The following is a 20635-nucleotide window of genomic DNA, read 5'->3' as shown; positions in this document are numbered from 1 at the left end:
CGGGTGGATGGCCTCTCCAGCAGTGAACAGCTGGGGGGGTCAGTGAGCCGTGATGAGGCCAAACGGCAGTGGCTGCTCGATGGCAATGCCCAGCAGTACCAGCGCAGCCAGAACGACAGTTGGCAGGTGCGCGGGCTTTCGGGTCGCCCCGTGCTGTTGCAAATGGGCTCCTATCAGCCGGTCACCTTCTATCAGTGGAACGGGGGCGTGGTGGTGGGGATGATGCCGCTGGTGAACGGCCTCTATGCCACCGCAACCCTGATAGGGGACAAGGTTCAGGTAGCGCTCAGCAGCGAGCAGGCGAGGCTGGAGCAGGGAACTATCAATCGTGGGCAGAGTGCCACCGAGGTCAGTGGTGCCCCGGGCCAGTGGCTGACGGTGGGGGAGCTATCCACCAGCTCGGCGCAGCAGGGCAGCACTCTTGGTACGCAGTTGCAGGGCGGGCGTGGCAGCCAGAGCGATCGCCAGACCCTGCAGATCCGGGTTACTCCCCAATAGGTCTGAACGCTTCGCAATCCGTGCCCAGAGCCCCGTTAGTGGGGCTCGTCGGCTGCATATTCGCGCAACTGGCGACTGCGCAGCAGATACCAGAGCGCCCAGAGGCTGGCGACCAGCACCAGCGCGGTGGGCCAGCTGAACGACCACTTCTGCAGGTTGAGGCTGTGCAGCTGCATCAGCAGGCCGCTTGTGGCTGAGCAGAGCAGCAGCAAGGGGCTGTGGCGCCTGAGTTTGGCGCGAATGCCGTGGGTCTGCTGATAGGTGCCGCCACAGGCGAGCAGTGCCAGCATGGCGGGCACATCGGTCAGCAGGCTGATATAGAGAGTGAGCTTGTCAGGGTAGAAGAGCTCAAGGATCTCGCTGCCGCTCTGGCGGGTGACGCCAGCCATCAGGAAGAGCCAGACCGAGCGGGTCAGTAGCAGGGCGATGGGCCAGAACCAGAGAGGGGGACGAAGCTGGCCGTGATCGTCATAGCGGTGTTCGGGGTAGAGGGTCATGGTTGCCCGATATCCATTCATTGAGTGCAAGTGATGCAAGGGATATGGGGTGAAGGAGAGCCCTTTGCAAGGCGAGGGAGGGGGCGGGAATTAATCGGGGGGCCATGCCCCCCAATGCGCGAGAATCTTTTTGTGCCGGGCAGCAGATGTTATAGCCAGCCTTTGCGCTTGAAGAAGAGACCGGTACCAAGCGATGACATCACCATCAGCACCAGCGAGAGGGGGTAACCATATTCCCAGGCGAGCTCCGGCATGCGGCCGAAGTTCATGCCGTAGATGCTGGCGATCAGGGTCGGCGGCAGGAAGATCACGGCGGCTACCGAGAAGATCTTGATCACCTTGTTTTGCTCCAGATTGGTGACCCCCATGGAGGCCTCCAGCTGGAAGTTGATCTTGTCGAACAGGAACTGGGTGTGGGGCAACAGTGACTCCACGTCGTGCAGCATCTCGTCGATCCACTTGTTCTGCTCAAGGCTCATGCGCTGGCGCAGGCTGCGCTTGAGGAAGCGCAAGGCGCGACGGGTATCGTGCAGGGAGAGACGGATCTGGCCGTTGGCCTCTTCCTGAGCCATCAACTCCTTGAGCATGGGGTTGATCTGATCCGGCTCGAAGATTTGATCGGCGGTGTTTTCCAACGTTTTGTAACCATCTTCGATAAGGTCGGAAAGGTACTCTACCTTGAGGTTTTGCACCTCCAGCAGGATATCGAGGGCATCCTCCACCTCCAGCCGATCCTGGCGCATATAGTGGCGCAGCAGGCGAACCAGCCCGATGTCATCTTCCCGAATGCTGATCAGCAGGTTGTTGCGCAGGGTAAAGGAGACGTGGACACCCTTGGTGTCACGACCGATCCGCTGGGGAAACAGGGAGTGAATGTGCAGACCATCGGTATCCCAGTAGAAACGGGCTGATGCTTCGATGTCGTCGAGCTCTTCCTTGTCGGGAACCTCTTCCAGGAACAGGCCCGTCAACCATTCTCGCTCTGCCGTGTCCGGCTTGTAGGCATCCAGCCAGACCGTGTTGTCAGGTACTATGTCGTCAGGCCCGAGCGTGACTATATCCAGCACCTTGTTATTGAGAATGTAGGCGGTGATCATCTGTCCCCCCTTAAAAAGTCATGGGTAATCAGGGATGGTTGCACAGGTCATGCGGCCTTAGATCGCTGCAGAAGGCGATCCCGTGGATAAGCAGATCGGGCCGATGGAAAACCTGAATGCGGCGAACTATACAGGGGCGGGCCGCGCTTGTCAGGGGCTATTCATTGGGGATTCAGCTTGTTTGTTCAAAAAAACAGCTGCAAGGTGGCGAGGTCGGAGCAGCTCGTCCCGTTTTGAGCGCTGCTCCTTGTGCATCTCTCCTTGCCTTCCTGCCCCCTTTATCCGAGCCCTTTGTTGCAGGCTCGTCTTCGCGACAGGTGAGCTGCAGCTTACATATTGGGATAGTTGGGCCCGGAGCCCCCTTGCGGCGGCGTCCATATGATGTTTTGGCTGGGATCCTTGATATCGCAGGTCTTGCAGTGAATGCAGTTGGCGGCGTTGATCTGCAGCTTGGCCACCCCCTCCGTTTCCAGCACTTCAAATACCCCTGCAGGGCAGTAGCGCTGGGCGGGTTCTCCCCAGGTTGGCAGGTTGACCTTTACCGGGATCTGCTCATCCTGCAGCTTGAGATGGCAGGGCTGATCCTCGTCGTGACTGGTGTTGGCGAGATAGACGGAGGAGAGTTTGTCGAAGCTCAGCTTGCCATCGGGTTTGGGGTAATGGATGGGCTCGCAGCGGCTGGCCATGCGCAGCTGGCGGTAATCGGGCTCTTTATCGATAAGTTTGAAGGGCGAGTTTGCGCCAAACAACCGCTGCTCCAGCCAGTTAAAAGCGCCACCAAGCCAGGGGCCCCAGCGATGCAGGGCGGCCCCGAAGTTGCGGGCCACGCCCAGCTCCTGCGCCAGCCAGCTCTGGTGCAGTTCGTCGGCATAGTGAACCAGATCCCGTCCCCCTTCATCGCCACCTCGCAGCGCCATCGCGACGGTTTTTGCCGCCAGCATCCCCGATTTCATGGCGGTGTGGATCCCCTTGATGCGGGAAAAGTCGAGGGTGCCGGCATCGCAGCCGATCAGCAGTCCGCCGGGGAAGTGCATACGCGGCAGGGAGTGCCAGCCCCCCTTGGTGATGGCGCGTGCACCATAGCTGATGCGCTCGCCCCCTTGCAGCAGGTCGGCGATAAGCGGGTGGTGCTTGAGACGCTGGAATTCGTCAAACGGGCTGAGCCAGGGATTCTGGTAGTTGAGATCGACGATCAGCCCGACCGCGACCTGATCTCCCTCCATCTGATAGAGATAGAAGCCGCCGTGACTCTGGTTTTCTCCCTCCTTGCCAAGGGGCCAACCACTGCCATGGAGTACCTGTCCCGCCTTGCCTTGGCCAGCTGGCAGTTGCCACAGCTCTTTGAAGCCGATGGCGTAGTGCTGCGGCTGGGTGGTGTTTTCCAGATTGAATGTGGCGATCAACTGTTTGCCCAGATGGCCGCGGGCCCCCTCGGCAAAGAGGGTGTAGCGGCCATAGAGGGCCATGCCGGGAACATGATCCGGTTTTGGATTGCCCGTGCGATCAAGTCCCAAATCGCCGGTGATCACCCCCTTGACCCGTCCCGCTTCCATGATAAGGTCGCTGGCGGTAAACCCCGGGTATATTTCGACTCCCAGCTGCTCCGCCTGCTGGCCAAGCCAGCGGCAAAGGTTGCCGAGGCTGACGATGTGAGAGCCTTCATTGTGCATCCGTGGTGGTACGGCCCAGCTTGGCAGTTGCAGGGAGCGGTTCTCGCTTTGCAGCAGGTGTACCTGATCGTCGTTGACCGCTACCCCGAGCGGTGCCTTCTGCCAGCTTTGTGGCAGCAGCTCCTTGAGGGCGACGGGGTCGAGCAGCGCACCGGAGAGCAGATGAGCGCCAATTTCGGCACCCTTTTCCAGCAGGCAGACCGAGAGATTGGCATCCTGCTGTTTCAACGCGATGGCGGCGCTGAGCCCCGCCGGGCCGCCACCAACGATGACGACATCAAATTCCATTGCTTCCCGTTCCATCTTGCCTCTGCACCGAAGTTGACCTAGGGTAGTGCTGGTAGTTTACGTAAACGTAAAGTGATTGTAAGCAAAAAATTAAGCGAAACACGGTGCAAAAGTGTAGGGACTGGTGAATGAATTCAATCCAAAGAGACGAGGCATGACCCCATGAAGCTGCTGGTCGCAATCAAACGGGTAGTGGATTACAACGTCAAGATCCGGGTCAGGGCGGACGGCTCCGATGTGGAGCTGGCCAATGTGAAGATGGGGATCAACCCCTTTTGTGAAATCGCGGTGGAAGAGGGGGTCAGGCTGCGTGAGGCCGGTATCGCCAGCGAGCTGGTGGTGGTGACCTTTGGCCCGGACGCGGCCGCCGAGCAGCTGCGCCATGCGCTGGCGCTGGGAGCGGATCGGGCTCGCCACTATGTGACAGACGAGACGCTGACGCCGCTGACGGTGGCACGGGCTTTGCGCAAGGTGTGTGAGCTGGAGCAGCCGGATCTGGTGCTGCTAGGCAAGCAGTCCATCGACTCGGACAACGGTCAGGTGGCCCAGATGCTGGCCGCCCTGACCGACTGGTCGCTGGCTACCTGCGCTTCTGTCATCAGGCTGGAAGGAGAGGAATTGCGGGTGACCCGCGAAATCGATGGCGGCCTCGAAACCCTCGCCATGCCGCTGCCTGCTGTAGTGAGCGCCGATCTGCGGCTCAACGAACCACGGTTTGCCTCGCTGCCCAACATCATGAAGGCCAAGCGCAAGCCGCTGGAGAGTGCCCCCTTTGCTGAGCTCGCCGTTGTGCCTGCCAACCAGACCCGTCTGCTCGGGGTGATGGCGCCAGCAGCCCGCAAAGTCGGCGTTCTGGTCGGTTCGGTGGATGAGCTGGTGGACAAACTCAAGCACGAGGCGAAGGTACTATGAGCATATTGATCATTGCCGAACATCATCAGGGCCATCTGGCCGACAACGTCGCCCGTCTGGTCACGGCTGCCAGTCAGCTGGGTGGCGAAGTGCATCTGTTGCTGGCGGGGCAAGGGATAAGCGAGGCGGGCCAGCAGGCGGCTGCGCTGAGCGGGGTGAGCAAGGTGCTGCTGGCCGACTCTCCCGCGCTGGCGGAAGGGCTGCTTGAGGGGCTCGACAAGCTGTTGGCTCGCTGGTGCGAAGGTTACAGCCACTGCCTGATGGCGGCGAGCGCCATGGGCAAGGCGCTGTTGCCCCAGATCGCTGCCCGGCTCGGGGTCGAGATGATCTCCGAGGTGACTGCTATCGAGAGCAGCGATACCTTCCTGCGCCCCATCTATGCGGGCAATGCCATTGCCCGGGTAGCGAGCAGTGCCCCCATCAAGGTGATGACGGTGCGGGCGACGGCTTTTGCCAAGGCAACGGAGGAAGGCAATGCTCCCGTCGAGAGTCTGGTGGTGCCCGAATTGACCCGCCGTACCCGCCTGGTGGAGCGCCTTGCCGTGCGATCGCCCCGGCCCGAGCTGACAGCTGCGCGAGTGGTGGTCTCCGGTGGCCGAGCCCTTGGCTCCAAGGCACAGTTTGCCCTGATTGAGGCGCTGGCCGACAAGCTGGGTGGTGCGGTCGGCGCATCGCGGGCTGCCGTTGATGCGGGTTTTGTCGCCAACGATCTGCAGGTCGGCCAGACTGGCAAGGTGGTCGCCCCCGAGCTCTATATCGCGGTTGGCATTTCTGGGGCCATTCAGCATCTGGCGGGGATGAAGGAGTCGAAGGTGATTGTGGCCATCAACAAGGACAGCGAGGCGCCCATCTTTCAGGTTGCCGACTACGGTCTGGTGGGCGATCTCTTCACCCTGCTGCCGGAGCTCACCGCCAAGGTGTAAATTTGTCGGAAAGGGCAGGGGCAACCCGTTTATGCGGTCTCTTGGCCATTTCTTCGCATGTTCTCTGCAAGCCCTGACCCGTTCAGGGCTTTTTCTACTGAAAAGGGGAGCAAGAGTGACGGTAAAAGGTTGAGCCAGCTCCCAAAAAGCCTTTGATCCGCTGGCTGCTCTTGTGTAAAACCTGACAAGTCATCGATCACACTCATCCACTCACGGAAAGCGTCATGAGCAAACAGGTTTACAACTTCTGCGCCGGCCCCGCCATGTTGCCGGTTGAAGTCATGGAGCGCGCCCAGCGCGAATTTTGTAATTTTCAGGGGCTGGGAGCCTCGGTCATGGAGCTTTCCCACCGCGGCAAGCACTACATGGCGGTCGCCGAGAAGGCCGAAGCCGATCTGCGCGAGTTGCTGGCGGTGCCGGACAACTACAAGGTGCTCTTCATGCACGGTGGCGGCCGCGGTCAGTTCTCCGCGGTGCCCATGAACCTGCTGGGGGGCGCCAACAAGAAGGCCGATTTTCTGCTGACCGGTGTCTGGTCGCAGGGGGCAGTGGATGAGGCACAAAAGTATGGCGACATCCAGACCTGGCAAGGGGTTGCCAAAAACGAGCAGGGGATTACACACCTGTTGCCGACACCGGCGTTTCGCTCTGATGCGGCCTATGTGCACTACTGCCCGAACGAGACCATTGAAGGGATCGAGATGTTCGATATCCCGGCTACCGGCGATGTACCGCTGGTGGCGGATCTCTCCTCGACCATCCTCTCCCGTCCCATCGACGTGAGCCGCTTTGGCATCATCTATGCCGGTGCCCAGAAAAATATCGGCCCGTCCGGGCTCGCCATCGCCATCGTGCGCGATGATCTGCTGGATCAGGCCAGAGCTGATGTGCCCTCGATTTTCGACTACAAGCTCACTGCCAAGAACGACTCCATGTTCAACACGCCGCCCACCTACGCCTGGTATCTGGCCGGTCTGGTGTTCGAGTGGCTCAAGGAACAGGGTGGCCTTGCGGCGATGGAAGCGCGCAACAAGGAGAAGGCCGACTTCCTTTACGACTATCTCGATCAATCGAGCTTCTACGGCAATCAGGTGGATGTCAGCTGCCGTTCGCGGATGAACATCCCGTTCCAGCTGAAAAATGCCGAGCTGGACAAGCAGTTCCTGGCTGAATCTGAAGCGGCTGGTCTGCTGGCACTGAAAGGGCATCGCATCGTTGGTGGCATGCGTGCCAGCATCTACAACGCCATGCCGCTGGAGGGTGTGAAGGCGCTGGTCAGCTTTATGGATGAGTTTGCCAAGCGTCACGGCTGATCCGGTCTGCAGTTAATCCTGACGCCGGGCTTGCCCGGCGTCTTTTTTTCAACAACGACTGAATCTTAGCGTGCAGCCCCGTTTTTCCCCTGTCGCTGCCCTTGCCGAGCGGGGCGCGTACTGTTAACGTCCGGTCAGGTCATTTATTTGAGATTGCACAGGAAGTCTATGAATTCGTTGCGTTTGGAACCTATTTCTCGTGTGGCCGGTGAGGTCAATCTGCCCGGTTCAAAGAGTGTCTCTAACCGGGCGCTGCTGCTGGCGGCGCTGGCCCGTGGTACTACCCGTTTGACCAACCTGCTCGACAGCGATGACATTCGTCACATGCTGGCGGCACTGACCCAGCTCGGGGTCAAGTACAAGCTCTCTGCCGACAAGACCGAGTGCACCGTGCAAGGCCTTGGCCGCAGTTTTGCCGTCAAAGAGCCGATCAATCTGTTCCTTGGCAATGCCGGTACTGCCATGCGCCCGCTCTGTGCAGCGCTGTGTCTGGGCTCCGGTGAGTACACCCTGGGCGGTGAGCCGCGCATGGAAGAGCGCCCTATTGGCCATCTGGTGGATGCCCTGCGTGAGGCGGGAGCTCATATCCAGTACCTGAAAAAAGATGGTTTTCCGCCGCTGGTGGTGGATGCCAAGGGGCTGTGGGGTGGCGATGTCCATGTCGATGGTTCCGTTTCCAGCCAGTTCCTGACCGCCTTCCTGATGGCTGCTCCCATGGCGGCCGGCGACACCCGCATTCATATCAAGGGGGAGCTGGTCTCCAAGCCCTACATCGATATCACCCTGCACATCATGAAGCAGTTCGGGGTAGTCATCGAGCACGACAACTACAAGCTGTTCTACATCAAGGGCAACCAGACCTATATCAGCCCCGGTGATTTTCTGGTTGAAGGGGATGCTTCCAGCGCCTCCTACTTCCTCGCGGCTGGCGCCATCAAGGGCAAGGTGCGGGTCACCGGTATCGGCAAGCACAGCATTCAGGGCGATATCCATTTCGCCGATGTACTGGAGAAGATGGGCGCGCGCATCACCTGGGGTGATGACTTTATCGAAGCGGAGCAGGCACCGCTGCACGGCATCGATATGGATATGAACCATATTCCCGATGCAGCCATGACCATCGCGGTTGCGGCGCTGTTTGCCGAGGGGCCGACCTCCATTCGCAATATCTACAACTGGCGGGTGAAAGAGACCGATCGTCTGCATGCCATGGCGACCGAGCTGCGCAAGCTGGGCGTCGAGGTGGAGGAGGGGCGCGACTTCATTACCGTGACCCCGCCGACGCAACTCAAGCACGCCGAGATCGATACCTATAACGATCACCGGGTCGCCATGTGCTTCTCGCTGGTGGCACTGTCCGATACGCCGGTGACTATCAACGATCCCAAGTGCACCTCGAAGACCTTCCCGGATTACTTCGAAAAACTGGCTAGCGTCAGCCAGCGCGATTAATCCCTCTAACATGATGGGGCCCGCCTTGTGCGGGCCTTTTTATCTCCGGCTTGAACGCAAATAGCAGCATTTCATTAACTTGCAAGATGTAGGTTAAAAAAACTTTCTTTAGTGATGTAATTTTCTATTTACACCGACTCGGCTGCGGGCTATGTTGAGATTTCTTAATCGCAGTTATCTAGCAGGAAGCCTTGTCATGCAGCATCAAACCGACGACGTTCGTATCAGTGAAATCAAAGAGTTACTCCCTCCGGTTGCGGTGCTTGAGAAGTTTCCGGCGACCGAGACCGCCTCATCGACCGTGTTTGATTCCCGTCAGGCCATCCACCGTATCCTGAATGGTGAAGATGACCGTCTGCTGGTGGTCATTGGCCCCTGTTCCATTCATGATCCGGTTGCCGCCATCGAATATGGCAAGCGCCTCAAGGCGCTGCGCGACGAGCTGAAAGGCCAGCTGGAGATCGTGATGCGGGTCTACTTCGAAAAACCGCGTACTACCGTGGGCTGGAAGGGGCTCATCAACGATCCGTACCTCGATAACAGCTGCAAGATCAATGACGGTCTGCGCCTGGGTCGCAAGCTGCTGCTCGATCTCAACGACATGGGGCTGCCAACCGCTTCCGAATTCCTGGACATGATCACGCCGCAATACGTGGCGGATCTGATGAGCTGGGGGGCGATCGGCGCTCGTACCACCGAATCCCAGGTGCATCGCGAGCTGGCCTCCGGTCTCTCTTGCCCGGTGGGCTTCAAGAACGGTACCGACGGCACCATCAAGGTGGCAATCGATGCCATCGGTGCTGCCAGTGCCCCCCATCACTTCCTGTCGGTCACCAAGTATGGCCACTCCGCCATCGTTGCAACCAAAGGGAACCCGGATTGTCACATCATCCTGCGTGGTGGCCGTGAGCCTAACTACAGCGCAGCCCATGTCAGCGAGGTGGTGAAGGGGTTGGAGAAGGCCGGTCTGCCGCAAAAGGTGATGATCGACTTCAGCCATGCCAACAGCAGCAAGCAGTTCAAGAATCAGATGGTCGTGGCGGACGATGTGGCTGATCAGCTGCGCGCCGGCAGCAAGGCTGTATTTGGCGTGATGGTGGAGAGCCATCTGGTGGAAGGGCGTCAGGATTTGGTCGAGGGCTGCGAGCTTACCTTCGGCCAGAGCATCACGGATGCCTGCATCGGTTGGGAAGATACCGAAACCCTGCTGCGCAATCTGGCCGATGCGGTGGCCACCCGCAACGCCCGCTGAGACGGAGATATCAGCGAGCTGATGCAACAGTTCATTGATACAAAGTAAAAGCGCGCCACAGGCGCGCTTTTTGTTGTCGGAGCAGGGTTACCAGCGATAGGTCTTGAGCAGGGCTTCCAGTTTCTGGCACTGCTCGACCAGCTGAACACTGGCGAGGTTGGCGGAATGAGCCTGACCCAGAGTGTCATTGGAGGTGTTGCGGATCTGGTTCACCGAGTGGTCCACCTCGTTGCAGACCCTGTCCTGCTCTTCGGCTGACTGGGCCATCTGGGCATTGAGATCATTGATCCGGGCGATGCGTTCAATGATGTTCTGCATGGCGGCCAGGGTCGCCTCGGTTTTGCTGATGCTCTCATCCGCCTTGGTTTTTGCATCCCCGATCACCGTAACTGCGCTCTGGGCCTCTTTTTGCAGGGCGGCGATCATCTGGGAGATCTCCTCGCTGGCGGTGCGGCTGCGGTTGGAGAGGGCGCGCACCTCGTCGGCCACCACGGCAAAACCGCGCCCCTGTTCACCGGCTCGCGCTGCCTCAATGGCGGCGTTGAGGGCCAGCAGGTTGGTCTGATCTGCGATCCCCTTGATCACTTCCAATACCCCATCCACGGCAAGACAGCGGCTGTCGAGCTGCTGGATCACCTGATCCACCCTGTCGATCTCGGTCGACATTTCGCCCATGTCAGTGATGGAGTGCTGGGCGAGACGACTGGTATTGGCGGCATCCTGATTGGTGAGTGCGGAGAGCTCGGCACTGTGGCGGGCATGCTCGCGTACTTCATGGGAGCTGGCTGCGAGCTCGCTCACTGCGGCCGCAACCTGAGTGGTCATCCCCTCCTGCTGACGGGCCGAGTTTTCGGTCTGGGTGGCGACCTGGCGGATCTGGCTCGACTCCTGATAGAGCTGGTGCGTCGCTCCTTCCACCTCCTGCAAGCTGTGGCGGAAGCCCTGCACCATGTCGTTGACGGCGCGGGTCATCTGACCCAGCTCATCCTGACTGTTGTTGATGAGGGGGAGGGCGAGGTTACGCTCTTTCGCCATCTGGATCATGGTGAGCTGCAACTGGCGCAGCGGCCGTTTGACGTAGCGCTGCAGCACCCACCAGAGCAGGCTGAACCCCAGACCGAAAACAGCCGCCAGACTGCCACTCAGAATAAAGTTGTTGTGGCGGATATCGTCGAAGGTATGGGTCAGGTCATAGCTGATCCGAACCGCCCCCATGACGGTCCCTTCATCCACCTGATGGCAGCTGGTGCACTGGGTGCCGCGATACTCCTTGTAGGCCTTGAACGGTTTGATCAGGGTGAGCTGGTTGCCTTGCTGTTGCAGGATGATATCCCCCTTCGTAATGGCGCGTTCATCGAGGGTATCCTGGGCTTTCTGGTCGGGATGTCCCGGGCCAAACAGGTTGCTGACGGCGGGGGCACGAATAAGGCGGGCTTCGACAATCCCGGCCTCGCTCTTGAGTTTGGTTTGCACTATCTGCCGATTGGCCATGCCACCGGTCATCATCAATACGTTGAGCTGATCCATGTAGGTGTTGGCGGCGCTCTCAACCTTCTCTTCTGCCATGCGGATGGCGAGATCCCGTTGCAACCAGGCAGAGAGCTCGAAGCAGAGGGCAAAGGTGGAGCTGATGACCAGCGCAAGGGGGAGAAAGATTTTCCAGTTCAGTGAGAGGTTATGCATAGTGGCCGATCCCATGCCCTTATCTGTTTTTATTGGTTCCCGTTTCATCTTGAGCGTAGACAAGGAGAGGCGGGGAGACAGTTTCCTATCGGCACACTTTAGTCACTCTTGAGTAAATAATCTGTTAAGCAGATCGGTAATAGAGGTTGCCAATAGGGCAATTTCAGATTGAGTGGCACCAAGAGTTGATCCTGCGCAAAAACTTGCGAGTGATAATAATTATCATTGTTGTTATTTGCGAGTCATCACCATGATCCATCTAACTCCTTCCATGACTGGCGTGGCTTCGCCGGATCCTCTCAAGTTTGCCTTCAGTGCCAAAACCTCGGCACATGCCAGTCGGGGAGGGCGCCGCCCCTTGTCACTCGATGAGAGCCAATGGCAGCAGTGGTGGCAGCAAGAGAGCGATGCCGAAGAGCGTGCCCTCTATCTCCATATTCCCTTTTGTCGCAAGCGCTGCAGTTTCTGCAATTTCTTCGAAAATGGTGCCAATCCGGCGCGGATCAGCCGCTATATCGACGCGTTGTGCGCATCGCTTGCCAAGGCCGCAGAGACGCCATTGGTACAAAGCCACCCCTTCTCGGCCGTCTATGTCGGGGGCGGAACCCCCACCGACATGAGTGCCGATGAGCTGGAAATGCTGGCCAGGATGATCCGGCGCTTTCCCCTGACGGCCGATGCCGAGGTGACCCTTGAGGGGCGCCTCAACGGTTTTGACGATGCCAAGTGGCAGGCCGCGCTGGGCGGCGGTTTCAACCGTTTTTCGTTCGGGGTGCAGAGTTTTGATACCGGTGTGCGCCAGCAGGCGGCCCGGATCGATGACAGGGAGACCCTGCTGACCCGTCTTGGCGAGCTGACTCGCGATGATGCGGCAGTGATCGTGGCGGATCTCATTTTCGGTCTGCCCGGTCAGGATGATGCCGTGTGGCAGCAGGACATCACGGATGTGATGGCGAGCGGCGTGCACGGGATTGATCTCTACCAGCTTATCGCCATGCCGGGCACCAATCTGGATCGGGCCGGGCAGAAGGGCAAGCTGGGTTGGGCTGCCGATGGCCAGCAGCGGGCCGCCATGTATGCTTACGGCGGTCAACAACTGGAACAGCATGGTTGGGAGCGGCTCTCCTGCAGTCACTGGCGGCGTAGTCCAGCCGAGCAGAGTCGCTATAACCAGATGGCCAAGCGCGGCGCAGAGATCCTCCCCTTTGGGGCTGGAGCCGGGGGCACTATCCATGGCTATGGCGTGATGTACGGGCGAGATTTGGCCCAGTGGCACGAAGCGCAGGAGAAGGGGGTTCGGGCGCCCGGCATGGTGATGGGGCGCAATCCGAATGCGCGGATGGATGGTCTGCTGCGTGGCGCCCTCGACAGTGGCGTGCTGGCACTGGCGCGCCTGCCAGCCTCACTGCGCAGTCATCTGATGCCGCTGTTCGATGCTTGGCGACAAAACGGGCTGGCCGATCTTGCTGGCGATCAACTGGTACTGACGCTGGCGGGGCGCTTCTGGAACGTCAATATGCAGGCCGGGTTGTTCGAATTTTTGCAGCACAATCCGGCCGATGGCAGCGAGCCTGCGTTGCTGCATGGCAAGCACCCGGATGGTAAACATCCGGGGATACGTCACTCACTGGTGTAGGTGTTTTACCCGATCGCCAAAAGCACAAAGGGAGCCGACGAGGCTCCCTTTGTTTGACCAACCCGCTGTTTGGCCGACAAGTGTGGCGCTACGGGACGAATTACTCGTCGTCGCTATCCTGATAGCTGTCGCGCTGGGCCCTTGGCAGGCGGCGCATCGGGGTAAATCCGACATCCTCGCCCACCACTTCACGCTTGCGGGACTTGTTTTGAGGAGACTGGGCAGGCTTCTTGGCGGTATCGCCCTTGGCTTTGCCTGCAGCCGGTTTACCCTTGCCGCCCTTGGCATTGGCGGCGCCACGGGCGCGCGGCGGGTTCTGCACCGGCTTGCTGCCGGGCAGGGTCTGCCGGCTCGGCTTGCCGCTCGGCTCATACCCTTCGAGGATCTCCACGGAGAGGGATTGACCGATCAGTGCCTCGATCGCCTTGAGCTGACCCAACTCATCATGGCTGACCAGCGAGATGGCCTCGCCGCCGCGCCCGGCACGACCGGTACGGCCGATGCGGTGGATGTAATCCTCCGCCATCTGCGGCAGCTCGAAGTTGATCACGTGGGGCAGCTGATCGATGTCCAGACCACGGGCGGCGATATCGGTTGCCACCAGCACCCGCACCTTGCCCTCGCGAAAATCGGCCAGCGCCCGGTTGCGGGCCCCCTGACTCTTGTCACCGTGAATGGCGACTGTGTCGAGACCATCTTTCTGCATCTGATGCGCGAGGCGATCGGCGATCTGCTTGGTGCGGACAAATACCAGCACCCGCTGCCAGTTGCCACGGCCGATCATGTGGGAGAGCAGCTCGCGGCGGCGTTCCCGATCGACCTGAATGATGCGTTGGGTTACCTGTTCGGCAGCGGTGTTGCTGGGATCGACCTCAATCAGGGTGGGGTCGTTGAGCAAGTCATCCGCCAGCGCCTTGATTTCACTGGAGAAGGTGGCGGAGAAGAGCAGGCTCTGCCGTTTGGCGGGCAGTGCCTTCATGATGCGGCGAATGTCGACGATGAAGCCCATGTCGAGCATTCGATCCGCTTCATCCAGCACCAGCACTTCCAGCTCGCTCAGGGTCAATGCGCCCTGGGTCAGCAGATCCAGCAGACGGCCCGGGGTAGCCACCAGAATGTCGATACCGAGCTTGATGGCATCCAGATTGGGCTTGATGCTGACGCCACCGTAGGCGATCAGGGTACGAAACGGCAGGTGGTGGGCATATTTGATGATGCTCTCACCCACCTGGGCGGCCAGTTCGCGGGTCGGTGTCAGTACCAGGGCGCGCACCTGACGGCGACCGCGGCCATGGTTGGCCAGCAGGAGCTGCAGCATGGGCAGGGTGAAACCGGCTGTCTTGCCTGTGCCTGTCTGGGCTCCGCCGAGGACATCCTGACCAGCCAGAATAGCCGGAATGGCTTGCTGCTGGATGGGGGTTGGCTGTTCGTAACCCAGCTCCTTGACGGCCCGCAGGATGTGCGGGGAGAGACCCAGTTCGTTGAATGACATGTTCGAGAGAAACTCCTCTGGTGAGCCTTTGGCTCAGCGGATGACCGGCGCGGGCGCCAGCCACGATATGGAAATGATAACGGGGGCGTAATATAGCAAAAGAGCGGCCGGTGCGCAGTAGCTGTCGCACCGGCCGCTCTTTATGTGCCGCAAAAAGCAATCAGAGCAGGTCGCGGATGGGGGCGACCAGACTCTCCGGCTTGGTGGTGGGAGCAAACCGCTCCACCACGTTGCCGTCACGGTCGATCAGGAACTTGGTGAAGTTCCACTTGACGTTTTCCAGCCCCAGCAGCCCCGGTTTCTCCTTCTTGAGCCACTGATAGAACGGGTGGGCCTGCTCGCCGTTGACACCGCACTTGGCCATGATGGGGAAGGTGACCGGGTAGTCTAAGGAGCAGAAACGGGCGATCTCCTCGGCATCTCCCGGCTCCTGCTGACCGAACTGGTTGCAGGGGAAGCCCAGGATCACCAGTCCCTCGGGCCCCAGCTCGCGATAGAGGGCTTCCAGCCCCTCATATTGGGGGGTAAAGCCGCAGCGGCTGGCCACATTGACCACCAGGATCACCTTGCCGGCCAGTTGGGCGAGCGGGTAGGGGGTGCCATCCAGTTGTTGCAGCGTCAGGTCGGGCAGAGGCATCACATCATCCTTTTGTTGATTGCATGTCGTTGATTGTACATAAGTTGCACAGTGTGCTTGCAGGAGGAAAGGGGGATATTCCCATGGTCGCTACGGTATCGCTTGGCTCTTTTAACGGCAAGGCGTTACGTGAACGGGCACCGATGCAATGGGGGGCGGCTCACACTTTTCTCCTCCATTACGCACCGGGTGAGGGCAGGATCACAATCGACTCGGAAAAAGGGGGCGCAGCCTGCCAAATCGGGTATTGATGGTGGGACTTCTCAAGAGAAGCAAACCGGTTTGTGCCTTTAGCGGGAAGCCGCTACAAAGCGCTCTCTTTTCCACATGTTGCGAGTCAATCTTGGACTATCAAGCCGTCATGGATGCCATCTACACCCGAGGTTGGGTGATAGTGGACGATTTTTTAACTGCCGCCGAGGTGGATGCCCTCAAAGGGTGTCTGCCAGAGGAGTGGCAACCGGCCGGGATCGGTCGTGAAGGGCTCCATCAAGGCAACAGCGAGATCCGCCGCGACCAGATCCACTGGCTGGAGCCGTCGCTCGGGGCGCCGGTCGCCGATTATCTCGCCCGCATGGAGGCGCTGCGTCTGGCTGCCAATCGGATGTTGATGCTGGGATTGTTCGACTATGAAGCACACTTCGCCCGTTATCGCTGCGGCGACTTCTACGCGACCCATCGCGATGCCTTTGCCGGTCGCTCCAACCGTCGCCTGACGACGGTGTTCTACCTCAATAACGACTGGCAACCCGAAGCGGGCGGCGTCTTGCGCTTTTATGACAACGACGAGCAGTTCTTGATGGATGTGAGCCCCAGAGGGGGGCGGCTGGTGATCTTCCTCTCCGAGGAGTTTCCCCACGAAGTGCTGCCCGCCAATCAGGAGCGTTACAGCATTGCCGGCTGGTTTCGCGTCAATGGCAGCGGCATGGGGCGGGTCGATCCCCCTCGCTGACCCATGGGGTTGCGCGGTTTTTGACACAGGGCGCCCTTTTTCGCCGCAAGATGTGGCTGGCAGGGCAGCCATCAGCTGACAAGGGTTTGTCTCCCTTGCTACACTGGCGCGCACTTATGTTCGTATCTGGCTTCGTCCGGTTTTGAATGCGGTGGTTTTTGAATGGTCATGACGAAGCCGCTTCTCCCAAGGGATCACATCTAATGAAGAACATGCATGTCTTGCTGCTGTGCGGCGGCGGTGGCTCCGAGCACGAAGTCTCTCTGCGCAGCGCCAATTTCCTCGAAAAACAACTCGCTCTCCTGCCCGGCGTCGAAGTGACCCGCGTCGAGATGTTTGCCGACCGCTGGCTCAGCGCCGATGGTCGCGAGTGCAAACTGGGGCTGGACAAGCTGCTCTCGTTTGACAGCGTGGCCCGTCCGGTAGACTACGTGGTACCCTGCATCCACGGTTACCCGGGCGAGACCGGCGATCTGCAATCCTTCCTCGAGCTGGCTGGCCTGCCTTATCTGGGCTGCGACGCCGAAGCGAGCAAGATCTGCTTCAACAAGATCACCACCAAGCTGTGGCTCTCCGCCATCGGTATCCCCAACACCCCTTACCTGTTCCTGACCGAACAGGGCGATGCGGCTCTGGCTGAGGCGAAAGCGGCGCTGGCCAAGTGGGGCAAGGTCTTTATCAAGGCCGCCTCCCAGGGCTCTTCCGTTGGCTGCTACTCCGCCAGCAACGAAGCGGATCTGGTGAAGGGCATTGCCGATGCCTTCGGTTACTCCGAGCAGGTTCTGATCGAGAAGGCGGTCAAGCCGCGCGAGCTGGAAGTGGCGGTTTACCAGTACGGTGACGAGCTGGTGGCCACCTATCCGGGCGAGATCTGCGTGCCGCAGGACAAGTTCTACACCTATGAAGAGAAGTACAGCAGTGCCAGCCATACCGAGACTGCACTGCGTGCCGAAGGGCTGACCGAGGCTCAGGCTGACGCTATTCACGAGTACGCCCTCAAGGCGTTCCGTCAGCTGAAACTGACTCACCTCTCCCGTATCGACTTCTTCCTGACTGAGGAGGGCGAGATCCTGCTCAACGAGATCAATACCTTCCCGGGCATGACCTCCATCTCCATGTTCCCGAAACTGCTGGAGCATCACGGTCACGACTTCGCCCGCTACCTTGAGCAGATCCTGCGCAAGGCCAGCTAAGCCGGTCGCTCTTGCTGACGGATGTTGATACCGTTCCAATAAAAATCCCCGCCAATTGGCGGGGATTTTTTTATGCCTTTATCAAGCGGGATAGGGCAGCTTGAAGGGATAAACAGGCGGGTAGAGGATGACTCTTCCCCGCCTGTTGCTACCTGTGGGTGTTACCGGCGGTTAGCCGCGAGCCACCCGAAAGCGCACGCTGCGGGAGTGGCACGGCGCCAGCTCACCAAACTCGCCAGCGGCCAGCTCAAGGGGCAGGGGCTGCTCATCCATCCGCACCGCTTGCCAGTCGCTCAAGCTGTGCTGACTGGTGACCTTGCCACCCTCCAGCACAGCCTGCTCGCTCGGGTTGTAGACCCGGATCACCAGCGCCTCTTCATCCTCTGCCTTTTTCAGGGCGCTCAGCACCGGACCGGAGGGATCCATGGTGAGCAGACTGAAGTGCAGCGGGGTGGTGAAGCTTGCCTTGTTGAGCTTCATGGCATCGAACGGGATCTTGTTGTAGCAGCGCACCGGGGTGAGGTAGCTGCGCGCCGCCTGCATCACGTTGGCGCTGATGTGATCGCCAGCAAACGCCAGCAGGCTGAAACGGCAGCTGAGTTTGCCGCGTACCTGGGAGTCCGGGGTGGGCAGCTTGATGCCGGAGGGGCGACCCGGGCGCAGCAACAGCTCCTCTTTACCGAGTACGCCGACCCCGCGCAGCAGGGTGAGCGCCAGGGTGTCGCACTGTTCGCCGATCACTTCAAACTCGCGCAGGCCATCGCTCAGCACCGCCAGTCCCTGCTTGCCATCTTGCAGGGCGACGAAGTTCATCAGCTGCCAGACCGGAATGGGGGCCTCTTTCCACCCTTCTGCTTCCCAGTTCGCCATGGCGCTGTCGCGGGTAGGGCGGGTGATGCAGCCAAACTGGTTGTCGGAGACCACGGTGTCGCTCGGGAAGGGGGTGGGGATCAGCACCCGCACCCGGTGATCGTCGGCCTGATTGTCGAGCTCCAGTTCGATGTCGATACGCGGGCTCTGATGCGCCAGCGTGATGCAGCAGGTGACATCGAGGTGGCCGCTGCACTGGCGGCTGGCCCGCTCGGCGAGGTCAGCTGGCAAGGCCATGCGCAGTTTGAGCGTAGCAATGCTCTGCCACGCTTCATGGGTGACCTCACGGGTGACCGCAAACTCGGTGGAGTAGCGCAGCCACTCGTCGCGCGATGGCGAGTAGTCATACTCGTCGCCATCATCGGAGCCCTCTTCCAGCGTGAGCACCTGATCAAAGGTGGTGCCGCGCAGTTTATCCAGGATCTGCAGGGTGCCGTTGTCATTGAGGGCGATGCGGTAAAAATCGTTCTCCAGCAGATCGCCGCTGGCAGTCACCGGTTGCTCCAGTCCCGGCTGGTTGCCCTCGATATGGAGAGTGCAATAGCCCATGGCGGGCAGGGGATGGCAGAGCTGGATGTCGTACTCCATAAAGGGGTCGTAGTTGCCGTAGTGCACGATCTGTCTGTCTACCAGACCCGGGTCAATCTCGCGTCTGGCGCGGATGAAGTAGGGGATCGGCTGGCCCGCTTCATCGCGCAGGGCAAAGGATTGGGCGCGAATGCGGATGCTGGTGTTGATCACCTCCTGACGGGGGAAGGGCATCAGGTTGAACAGGCAGAGTTTGTCGGCCACCTGCACGCCGTCTTCACAGAGCGCCACCGGCATGTTGTCGACAATTTTGCGCATGTAGAAGCGGATCAGGTTCTCGGCCATGTCGTCGGCCAGAATGAAGCGGGTCATCACCTCCTGATGTACCTTGTCGCTGCAGCAGCAGCCGATGCTGTCATGGGCGTGGTTCTTCATGATCTCTTTCCACATCTTCTCCAGAAGCCCGTGGTGGTACTCAAAGCCAAGCGCCCAGGCGATGCTCGCCAGCGGTTCGAGGATGTTGACGATCTTGTTCTCGATGGCGGCATGGGCCAGCTTGATGTCCATCCGGGTGGAGGAGATGGTGCGGTGTACCCGCATATATTTACCGTCGTTGAACTCCCCCTTGAGGGTGGCCAGTTGGTCGCGGCACGCCTCGATGCGCTCGAAGACCTGTTCGAAGCGGCTCATGTGGAATTCACGCTGGGGGTAGATTTCGCGCAGCTTGTCGATGATGGCGAAGATGTTCTGCTGCAGCGGCATCTGGTCATGGCCGTTGGGCAGCAGGATATCCTGGGTGACCGAGGCCTTCTCCAGCACCTCGAAGTAGGATTCGAGCCGCTTGCGCAGGCCCGCTTCATCTTCCGGCAGGTACTTGCCGATGGCGTAGCCGAGCGGCAGCACCTGGGTGGTCACCTCGCTGCCATCATTGCTCTGCCAGAGGAACTCGGTCTTGTCGGTGCCGTGGCGCTCGGAGCAGCCGCGCCAGAACATGGCCCGATCTATCCCGAAGCCGTTGAAGATGTGGGGCAGCTGGGAGGACATGCCGAACGAGTCGGGCAGGTAACCGATCTTCATCGGCTCGCCAAGGCTAAGGCAGTCGCGCATCCCGTAGAGCAGGTTGCGCAGGATGGACTCGCCGCTCACCTGCATGGTGTCGGTCTGGGTGTACCAGGGGCCGATGATTAGCCTGCCCGCTTCCACCAGCGCCTTCACCCGGGCCCTGTTCTCGGGCTGGATGGCGAAGTAATCCTCCAGCACCGCGGTCTGGCCGTCCAGCACATAGAACTTGTAGTCAGGGTCGGATTCAAGACGCGCCAGGATCTCCGCCATGTTGTTGACCAGCAGGATACGGGACTCCTCAGTGGTGAAGTACCACTCCCGATCCCAGTGCATGTGCGGCGTGATGTGAACTCGTGAAACTGTCATGACAATGATCCTTTGCTGACGCACGGCGGCCCTTGCCTGCCGTGCGGAAAATAGTCTGTTGAAAAAGTGGTGGTGAAGATGAGCCTTACTCTGCGGCGACCACCTGATAGGTGCCGCGCTGCATGGCGTGACGGCGCCAGCCGATCAGCACCACAGTGGAGATCAAGGTGCCCACCAGCGCCGCACCGAGCCAGACGGCAGCCGCCATCAGGGCGCCGTGGCCGCCATCGTGGAGCAGGAAGAGGGAGAAGATGCCAGCCCCCGGGGTGGAGAGACCAATCCCCATGACACCCACCATGGCGCCGGTGACGACA

General features: G+C 60.0%; 15 protein-coding genes and 2 pseudogenes. 9 read left to right on the top strand and 8 right to left on the bottom strand.

Translation table 11 applies throughout. The features are described 5' to 3' along the window. A pseudogene (locus AACS24_RS03480) lies at positions 1-498 on the top strand (hypothetical protein); the annotation flags it as partial. Positions 499-533: 35 nt separating this feature from the next. Here the strand turns inward: AACS24_RS03480 and AACS24_RS03475 are convergent. The 3 genes from AACS24_RS03475 to AACS24_RS03465 all read right to left on the bottom strand — a co-directional run bounded on the left by AACS24_RS03475 (position 534) and on the right by AACS24_RS03465 (position 4065). Beyond that, positions 534-995 carry a DUF2919 domain-containing protein gene (locus tag AACS24_RS03475; protein WP_108572370.1) on the bottom strand — a complete coding sequence of 154 codons (462 nt, stop codon included), beginning with the start codon at positions 993-995 and terminating at the stop codon, positions 534-536. A 149-nt stretch (positions 996-1144) separates the two neighbouring features. Continuing rightward, positions 1145-2092, bottom strand: a complete 948-nt coding sequence (gene corA / locus AACS24_RS03470; protein ID WP_026456618.1) for a magnesium/cobalt transporter CorA — start codon at positions 2090-2092, stop codon at positions 1145-1147. Positions 2093-2421: 329 nt separating this feature from the next. After that, positions 2422-4065 (bottom strand): electron transfer flavoprotein-ubiquinone oxidoreductase, encoded by a 1644-nt coding sequence (locus AACS24_RS03465; protein WP_108572369.1) that lies wholly within the window; start codon positions 4063-4065, stop codon positions 2422-2424. 147 nt (positions 4066-4212) lie between these two features. Between AACS24_RS03465 and AACS24_RS03460 the strand changes: the two genes are divergently transcribed. From AACS24_RS03460 to aroG, 5 genes are all read left to right on the top strand, one after another. Further along, the gene (locus AACS24_RS03460; RefSeq protein ID WP_108572368.1) at positions 4213-4962 is read left to right on the top strand and encodes an electron transfer flavoprotein subunit beta/FixA family protein; all 750 of its coding nucleotides are present in this window, start codon (positions 4213-4215) and stop codon (positions 4960-4962) included. After that, positions 4959-5885 carry an electron transfer flavoprotein subunit alpha/FixB family protein gene (locus AACS24_RS03455; protein ID WP_108572367.1) on the top strand — a complete coding sequence of 309 codons (927 nt, stop codon included), beginning with the start codon at positions 4959-4961 and terminating at the stop codon, positions 5883-5885. The genes AACS24_RS03460 and AACS24_RS03455 overlap by 4 nt, the downstream gene beginning before the upstream one ends. 224 nt (positions 5886-6109) lie before the next feature. Beyond that, on the top strand, positions 6110-7198 hold the full coding sequence (gene serC / locus AACS24_RS03450) for a 3-phosphoserine/phosphohydroxythreonine transaminase (RefSeq protein ID WP_042657901.1): 1089 nt from the start codon (positions 6110-6112) through the stop codon (positions 7196-7198). A 168-nt stretch (positions 7199-7366) separates the two neighbouring features. Further along, positions 7367-8650 carry a 3-phosphoshikimate 1-carboxyvinyltransferase gene (gene aroA / locus AACS24_RS03445; protein ID WP_181364295.1) on the top strand — a complete coding sequence of 428 codons (1284 nt, stop codon included), beginning with the start codon at positions 7367-7369 and terminating at the stop codon, positions 8648-8650. Positions 8651-8846: 196 nt separating this feature from the next. Continuing rightward, positions 8847-9902 (top strand): 3-deoxy-7-phosphoheptulonate synthase AroG, encoded by a 1056-nt coding sequence (gene aroG, locus AACS24_RS03440; RefSeq protein ID WP_041207504.1) that lies wholly within the window; start codon positions 8847-8849, stop codon positions 9900-9902. 87 nt (positions 9903-9989) lie between these two features. Here the strand turns inward: aroG and AACS24_RS03435 are convergent, their stop codons facing one another. Continuing rightward, the gene (locus tag AACS24_RS03435) at positions 9990-11585 is read right to left on the bottom strand and encodes a methyl-accepting chemotaxis protein (protein ID WP_181364294.1); all 1596 of its coding nucleotides are present in this window, start codon (positions 11583-11585) and stop codon (positions 9990-9992) included. 250 nt (positions 11586-11835) lie between these two features. Between AACS24_RS03435 and hutW the strand changes: the two genes are divergently transcribed. Next, complete coding sequence (gene hutW, locus AACS24_RS03430) at positions 11836-13221, top strand: heme anaerobic degradation radical SAM methyltransferase ChuW/HutW (RefSeq protein ID WP_108572398.1); 1386 nt, start codon at positions 11836-11838, stop codon at positions 13219-13221. 100 nt (positions 13222-13321) lie between these two features. Here the strand turns inward: hutW and AACS24_RS03425 are convergent, their stop codons facing one another. Together AACS24_RS03425 and AACS24_RS03420 are read right to left on the bottom strand one after the other, a co-directional pair. Continuing rightward, positions 13322-14713 carry a DEAD/DEAH box helicase gene (locus AACS24_RS03425; RefSeq protein WP_042032339.1) on the bottom strand — a complete coding sequence of 464 codons (1392 nt, stop codon included), beginning with the start codon at positions 14711-14713 and terminating at the stop codon, positions 13322-13324. A gap of 160 nt (positions 14714-14873) precedes the next feature. Beyond that, positions 14874-15350 (bottom strand): glutathione peroxidase, encoded by a 477-nt coding sequence (locus tag AACS24_RS03420; RefSeq protein WP_108572364.1) that lies wholly within the window; start codon positions 15348-15350, stop codon positions 14874-14876. A gap of 343 nt (positions 15351-15693) precedes the next feature. Here AACS24_RS03420 and AACS24_RS03415 point away from each other — a divergent pair, with 343 nt between their 5' ends. Continuing rightward, positions 15694-16302 carry a 2OG-Fe(II) oxygenase gene (locus AACS24_RS03415; RefSeq protein ID WP_104014641.1) on the top strand — a complete coding sequence of 203 codons (609 nt, stop codon included), beginning with the start codon at positions 15694-15696 and terminating at the stop codon, positions 16300-16302. 203 nt (positions 16303-16505) lie between these two features. Then, the gene (locus AACS24_RS03410; RefSeq protein ID WP_041207509.1) at positions 16506-17495 is read left to right on the top strand and encodes a D-alanine--D-alanine ligase; all 990 of its coding nucleotides are present in this window, start codon (positions 16506-16508) and stop codon (positions 17493-17495) included. 171 nt (positions 17496-17666) lie between these two features. Here the strand turns inward: AACS24_RS03410 and mngB are convergent, their stop codons facing one another. Both mngB and AACS24_RS03400 read right to left on the bottom strand, forming a co-directional pair. Next, positions 17667-20321 carry a mannosylglycerate hydrolase gene (mngB, locus tag AACS24_RS03405; protein ID WP_108572363.1) on the bottom strand — a complete coding sequence of 885 codons (2655 nt, stop codon included), beginning with the start codon at positions 20319-20321 and terminating at the stop codon, positions 17667-17669. A gap of 85 nt (positions 20322-20406) precedes the next feature. Next, positions 20407-20635 (bottom strand): annotated as a pseudogene (locus tag AACS24_RS03400) (PTS 2-O-a-mannosyl-D-glycerate transporter subunit IIABC); the annotation flags it as partial.

The organism is Aeromonas sp. HMWF016 (assembly GCF_963878195.1).
Classification (GTDB): domain Bacteria; phylum Pseudomonadota; class Gammaproteobacteria; order Enterobacterales; family Aeromonadaceae; genus Aeromonas; species Aeromonas lacus.
This window is presented reverse-complemented; position numbering and strand designations above follow the sequence as displayed.